This window comes from Streptomyces albidochromogenes, from assembly GCF_005981925.1.
Classification (GTDB): domain Bacteria; phylum Actinomycetota; class Actinomycetes; order Streptomycetales; family Streptomycetaceae; genus Streptomyces; species Streptomyces albidochromogenes.
Genome location: NZ_VBVX01000378.1, coordinates 1 through 5,582, shown reverse-complemented (window position 1 = coordinate 5,582; position 5,582 = coordinate 1). Strand labels below are relative to the sequence as shown.

At 71.9% G+C, this 5,582-nt stretch carries 5 protein-coding genes and 1 pseudogene; 5 read left to right on the top strand and 1 reads right to left on the bottom strand.

Annotated features, from left to right (window positions below):
• Positions 1 to 1,491 carry a SulP family inorganic anion transporter gene (locus tag E2E34_RS30470; RefSeq protein WP_138905093.1) on the top strand — a complete coding sequence of 497 codons (1,491 nt, stop codon included), beginning with the start codon at positions 1 to 3 and terminating at the stop codon, positions 1,489 to 1,491.
• A gap of 40 nt (positions 1,492 to 1,531) precedes the next feature.
• On the opposite strand, the gene E2E34_RS36765 is transcribed toward E2E34_RS30470, so the two are convergent.
• Positions 1,532 to 1,957: a hypothetical protein gene (locus E2E34_RS36765; protein ID WP_244316283.1), complete on the bottom strand. Its 426-nt coding sequence runs from the start codon at positions 1,955 to 1,957 to the stop codon at positions 1,532 to 1,534.
• Between the two features lie 53 nt (positions 1,958 to 2,010).
• Here E2E34_RS36765 and E2E34_RS36760 point away from each other — a divergent pair, with 53 nt between their 5' ends.
• The 4 genes and pseudogenes from E2E34_RS36760 to E2E34_RS30450 form a co-directional block, all read left to right on the top strand.
• A complete protein-coding gene (locus E2E34_RS36760) occupies positions 2,011 to 2,277 on the top strand; it encodes a S8 family serine peptidase (protein ID WP_244316281.1) in 267 nt (88 codons plus the stop codon).
• Between the two features lie 227 nt (positions 2,278 to 2,504).
• Complete coding sequence (locus E2E34_RS30460) at positions 2,505 to 2,774, top strand: LapA family protein (RefSeq protein WP_138905092.1); 270 nt, start codon at positions 2,505 to 2,507, stop codon at positions 2,772 to 2,774.
• A gap of 444 nt (positions 2,775 to 3,218) precedes the next feature.
• Positions 3,219 to 4,500 (top strand): annotated as a pseudogene (locus E2E34_RS30455) (MFS transporter).
• Between the two features lie 183 nt (positions 4,501 to 4,683).
• Positions 4,684 to 5,582 (top strand): serine/threonine-protein kinase (locus E2E34_RS30450; protein WP_167518422.1); only part of this gene is annotated, 899 nt, incomplete at its 3' end.

The following is a 5,582-nucleotide window of genomic DNA, read 5'->3' as shown; positions in this document are numbered from 1 at the left end:
CTGCGCGGAGCGTCCCTCGGTACGGAGATCACCGCCTCGTTCGTGGTCTTCCTGGTCGCCCTCCCGCTGTGCATCGGGGTCGCCGTGGCGTCCGGCGCGCCGCCCGAGCTGGGCATCGTCTCCGGCATCGTCGGCGGACTGGTGGTCGGCCTGATGCGCGGCAGCGCGCTCCAGGTGAGCGGGCCCGCCGCCGGCCTGGCGGCACTGGTCGCCGAGGCCGTACTGGAACACGGACTGGCCATGCTCGGCATCATCGTGCTGGTCACCGGCCTGCTCCAGATCGTGCTGGCGCTCGTACGGCTGGGCCGTGTGTTCCAGGCCATCTCGGTCGCGGTCGTTCAGGGCATGCTCGCCGGGATCGGACTGCCCCTGATGATCGGCCAGTCGTACGCCGTCGCCGACTCCAAGGCGCCGGGCACACCGATGGAGAACCTGCTGGGGCTGCCCGGACTGGTCACCAGGACCTTCGGCACGCCGGACGCGCTCGTCGCCGCCGCGCTCGGGACGACCACCGTGCTCCTCAGCTTCCTCTGGAAGAAGGTGCCGGGCCCACTGAACCGGGTGCCCGCCGCACTGGTCGCCGTCGTCCTCGGGATGGGCGTCGCCGCGCTGCCGGGCGTCGACATCAAGACCCTCCGGGTCGGCGACCTCCTCGGCTCCCTCCACCTGCCGGGAGCCGGGGAATTCGCGGGACTGGCCGACCCGGCGGTCATCGCCACCATCCTCACTTTCACCGCGATCGCGTCGGCGGAGAGCCTGTTCACCGCCGCCGCGGTGGACCGCATGCACACGGGACCGCGTACCCGCTACAACACCGAACTGCTCTCCCAGGGCATCGGCAACACCGTCTGCGGCGCCCTCGGCGCACTGCCCATGACCGCCGTCGTCGCCCGCAGCTCGGCCAACGTCCAGGCCGGCGCACGCACGCGCCTCTCACGCACCCTGCACGGCCTGTGGCTTCTCGCTTTCGCGCTCCTGCTGCCCCGCCTGCTCGCCCTCATCCCCATCACGGTCCTGGCGGGCGTGCTCGTGCACAGTGGATGGAAGCTGTTCGCCCCGGAGCAGTTCCGCCTGCTGTGGACGCAGGACCGGGGCGAGGCCGCCGTCATGGCCGTCACCACGCTGGCCATCTTCGGTACGGCGCTGCTGGAGGGCGTCCTGATCGGACTGGCGGCCGGGACCCTGCTGGCGGTGCTGCGCATGTCACGGACGACCTTCCGGCAGACGGCCGACGCCGAGACGGCGAAACTGACCATCACCGGCAGCGCCACCTTCGTCCGGCTCCCGCAGCTGCTCGAAGCCCTCGAAGCGCTCGCGGCCGCCGGAACACCCCGCCTGCGCCTGGACCTGACGGCCCTTACCCACCTGGACCACGCGTGCAGGACCCAGATCGACGAGTTCGTCGCCCAGCAGCGCAGGACCGCGACCGTACGGGTCGAAGTGCTCCTGCCGGACCCGGCGGGCAGACACCCCGGCGCCGGGGGACCGTGAGGTCCAACCGCGGCGTGGCGTACGGGGCTTCGGCCGGCGGCTACGACCCGAAGACCGGTTCAACGCATCGGTCGTACTGCTCGTTGCAGGCCGTGATGCACGGCAGATGCACGTAGTAGTTGTCGATGAGGGGCTCGCACTCCTGGAAGCAGCGATCCAGCGCACCGCCGCACTGGATCAGCACGTCGCGCTCCTCGTCGGTGAACATGGGCACGATCCGCTCTCCGGCGGCGCCGGTCCGGGGGCCCGGAGCCGGGCGACCTGTCGTATACCGGCCGGCGCGCCCTCGGGCGGACGCCTCGGCGTGGAAACCGGGGATGGTCATGGTGGTGCTCCCGTCACTGTGCGGGATCACGGTCGTGGCGCGCGGGAACCAGGGCGCCGTCGCGACATCCGTGATCACCCGGCACCCGTGGACCGTCCCGGTGGTCGTGTACGACAGGAGCGGGCCGATGAACCTGTCCAACCTGGGGGGGATCGATCGGAGTACGCGGTATCGGCGCGCCGGGCGAATGCGTCGTGGGCCTCGGCGTCGGCGGCAGCCCGCTGGTGATCACCGGTACGAGCGCGGCGGCCCCGTTCGTGGCCGGAGCCGTCGCCCTCCTGCTCTCCGAGTTCCCCGCGGCCACACCGGCCGAAGTACGCTCCGCCGTCCTGCGCACCGGCTCCGGCAAGCGCCGGACGGTGGTCCCGCCCCTGCTGGACGCCTGGGCCGCGTACACGATCCTCGACCGGGGCGCCAACGGCTCGCCCCCACGCGGCGGCCGGCCCCTCAGGGTCCCGTAGTCCGTCCCATGACGGCGGGCCGCACGGATCGCAGACCACTGCCCTGCCCCGAGCCGTCCAAAGGAGGACGGCCTTCCTGTGCCGAGCGGTCGCCTGTCGCACCTGGCGTGCGGACCGTGGCCGACGACGTCTCCGACCGCCGCGGGCCTCAGCGGTCGTTTCTTCGGTCGCGCGCCACGTGCCGGAAGGGGACGATGGATGAGGGGCGAGGGGACGGAGAGGTAGTCATGGCTCGGAACAGAACAGATCACCCCAGGGAGCGCACGCCGTTTCTTTCCCGCCCCGGCGTCCGCCGCCTCGCGCCGTTCGTCCTGATCACCGTGATCGCCCTGGTTTTCATCTTCGAGAACCGTTCGAGCGTCGAGATCCGCCTGCTCGTCCCGGTGGTGACCATGCCGCTGTGGGGTGCCCTTCTGATCGCCTGGGCCCTCGGCATGCTCGCCTGCCTCATCACCGTGCGGCGACGCCCCAACCGGCATTCCCGACATCCCAAATGAGTTCCGCTGAGCGGGCCCGCCCGGAGTGAGGGCCGCACCGCCGCCGGGGCATGCCGCCGGCGCCTTCTCGGCACCGGGGCATCGAGGTGCGGCGGGCGAGCGGGTGTGAGGCGAGCGAAGTTGCTTTCCGCGTCGGGCCGGTGACGGCTAGGGTGCGGGCGGCGAGTCACCCACGAGGAGCTGAGAACATGGCCGGCCTTCCCAGCGCGCGTTGACGTCGTGGGCCGTCAGCGGCCTGTCATCGCGTGCTGCCTTTTACATTGCGGCACAGCGAGCCTTCCCCTGCCCGAACCGTCGGCGCACTTCTGAAGCGCTTCGACGGTGCCGGGCCTCGTCGTCGGCAGCCCGAGGATCCCCGTGCCGTCCGCTTTCTCCCCTACGTCCCATTCCGGTCGCCCTGTTCCGTCAAGCCTCTGGCGGGACGCCGACTTCCGCAGACTCTGGATGGGCCAGACAGCCTCCCAACTCGGCGAACAGGTAAGCCTGGTGGTCCTGCCCCTCTTCGCCGTCCTGACGCTCAACGCCGGCGCCGGCGAACTGGGCGCTCTCCGCGCGGTGGGGCAGGCGCCGGTCCTGTTGCTCTCCCTCTTCGTCGGCGCCTGGGTGGACAGGTGGCGGGCCCGCACGACGATGGTGCTCACGGACCTCGGCCGAGCCCTCGTCCTGGGCGCCGCCGCCATCGCCGGCCTCTTCGGCCGGCTCGACCTGCCCGCGCTGTTCGCGCTCGTCTTCACCGTCGGGGCCCTGTCCGTGTTCTTCGACGTGGCGTACCAGGTGTCTCTCGTACGACATGTGGCACGCGACCAACTGGTGCGCGGCAACAGCGCGCTCGAGGGCAGCCGGTCCGCGGCCCAGATCGGCGGTCCCGCTCTCGGAGGCGCTCTGGTGTCCATGCTGTCGGCGCCGATCGCGGCCGCCTCCAACGCGCTGTTCTTCGCGCTGTCGTGCGTGGCGATCCGGCGGATCCGCCGAGCCGAATCGAGCCCGGAACGCGCGGAAAACCCCCCCTGGGGTCGGGAAGCGGGTGCGCGAGGGCCTGCGTTTCGTCGCCGCCGACAGCGCGCTGCGCAGCGTGTGCCTGGCCTCGGCCGCCTTCCAGTTCTCCTTCGCGGCCATGATGACCGTCTATCTCCTCTTCCTGCCGCGGGAACTGCACCTGTCGGGCACCGTCGTCGGGCTGGCACTGGCGGCGGCGGGGCCGGGCGCCCTCCTGGGCGCGCTGCTGGCCGCCCGCCTGCCGAGCCGGTTCGGTCACGGCGTAGTACTCGTGTGCGCCGCGGCAATCGGCGACGGCGCGTTCCTGTGTGTGCCGGCGCTGCGCGGTTCCTCCGCGGCAACGGTCCTCGCGCTCCTCGTGGTCAGCTTCGTGTTCGGGTTCGGCGGCCAGCTGGTGAACGTCACGGTCATGGCCGTGCGCCAGGCCGCGACTCCGCACCCGATGCAGGGCCGCGCGGCCGCGACGATCAGCTTCGTGGGGATGGGGCTGACCCCGCTCGGTTCTCTGCTGGGCGGATTCCTCGCGCAGGAGTGGGGACTGCGCACCAGCCTTCTGGTGACGGCCGCGGGCATGATGCTGTCCCCCGTGGTGATGGCGTTGTCCCCGCTCGCACGCCTGGGACGGGAACTTCCGGCCCCGCACGACGCGCCACCGGCGACCGCCCACGCCGAAGCCCACGAGCCGCCCCGCCGCGACGCCGATGCGGGTCCGGGCGCCACGTCCGGATGATCGACGGCTCCGTCGACTCCTTCGCCGTCATTCCGGTGACTGCGTCCTGCCCCGCCCGACGCGGACAGGCGACGGCGGAGGGTGGGAATGATTTCAGTGGCCTCAGCACGCCACTCCGGCGTTGGCAGGGATCAGGCCATCGTTCTGCCACCCGATCGGCCCACCGGGACCTAGAGTATGCGCGTGACCGAGCAGAATTCCGAACTCATCGCCGGCCGGTACCAGCTGGTCGAACGCATCGGCCAGGGTGGCATGGGCCGCGTCTGGCGAGGCGTCGACCAGCAGCTCTTCGGCCGCGAGGTCGCCGTCAAGGAGATCCTGTTCCCGGCGGGACTGGAAGACGGCGACCGCGCCACGCTGCTCCGGCGCTTCACCGGCGAGGCCCGGGCGGCGGTCACTCTCAGCCACCCCGGCATCATCACCATCCACGACGTCGTGGAGCACCGGGGCGCCCCCGTGATCGTCATGGAGTTCATCCGGGGGCAGTCCCTGGCCGCCGCCATCCGCCGGCAGGGCCGGCTGCCCGTGCAGCGGGTGGCGGAGATCGGCTCCGCCATGCTCGACGCGCTCGCCGAGGCGCATGCCGCGCGGATCGTCCACCGCGACATCAAGCCGGACAACGTGCTCCTGACCAAGGACCGCGTCGTCCTCACCGACTTCGGCATCGCCCACCTCGCGGACGCCACGACCAGGCTCAGCCACAGTGGGACCGTCATCGGCACCCCGCAGTACATGCCGCCGGAGCAGTTGGAAGGCAAGCGTCCGACACCCGGCAACGACCTGTGGGCACTCGGCGCCACTCTCTACCACGCCGTCGAGGGGCGGTTGCCATTCGACGCCGAGGGGCTTCACGCCCTGGCCGTGGCCGTCTTCACCCGCCCCCACCGGCCGCCGGTCCACGCGGGCCCGTTGGCGCCCGTACTGGACGCGCTCCTCACCAAGGACCCGGCGCGTCGACCGGGCGTCGCCGAGGCCGCCGAGCTGCTGGCGTCGGCGCTGCGGTCCTCCCGGTCGTGGGCCGGCGTACCCGCCGAGACCGTCCAGCCCGAGCCCGAGCCCGAGCCCGAGCCCGAGCCCGAGCC

Bases quoted from the DNA above. Each gene is read 5' to 3' on its own strand.
- E2E34_RS30460 (WP_138905092.1), top strand. From the start codon at position 2,505: ATGGCTCGGAACAGAACAGATCACCCCAGGGAGCGCACGCCGTTTCTT.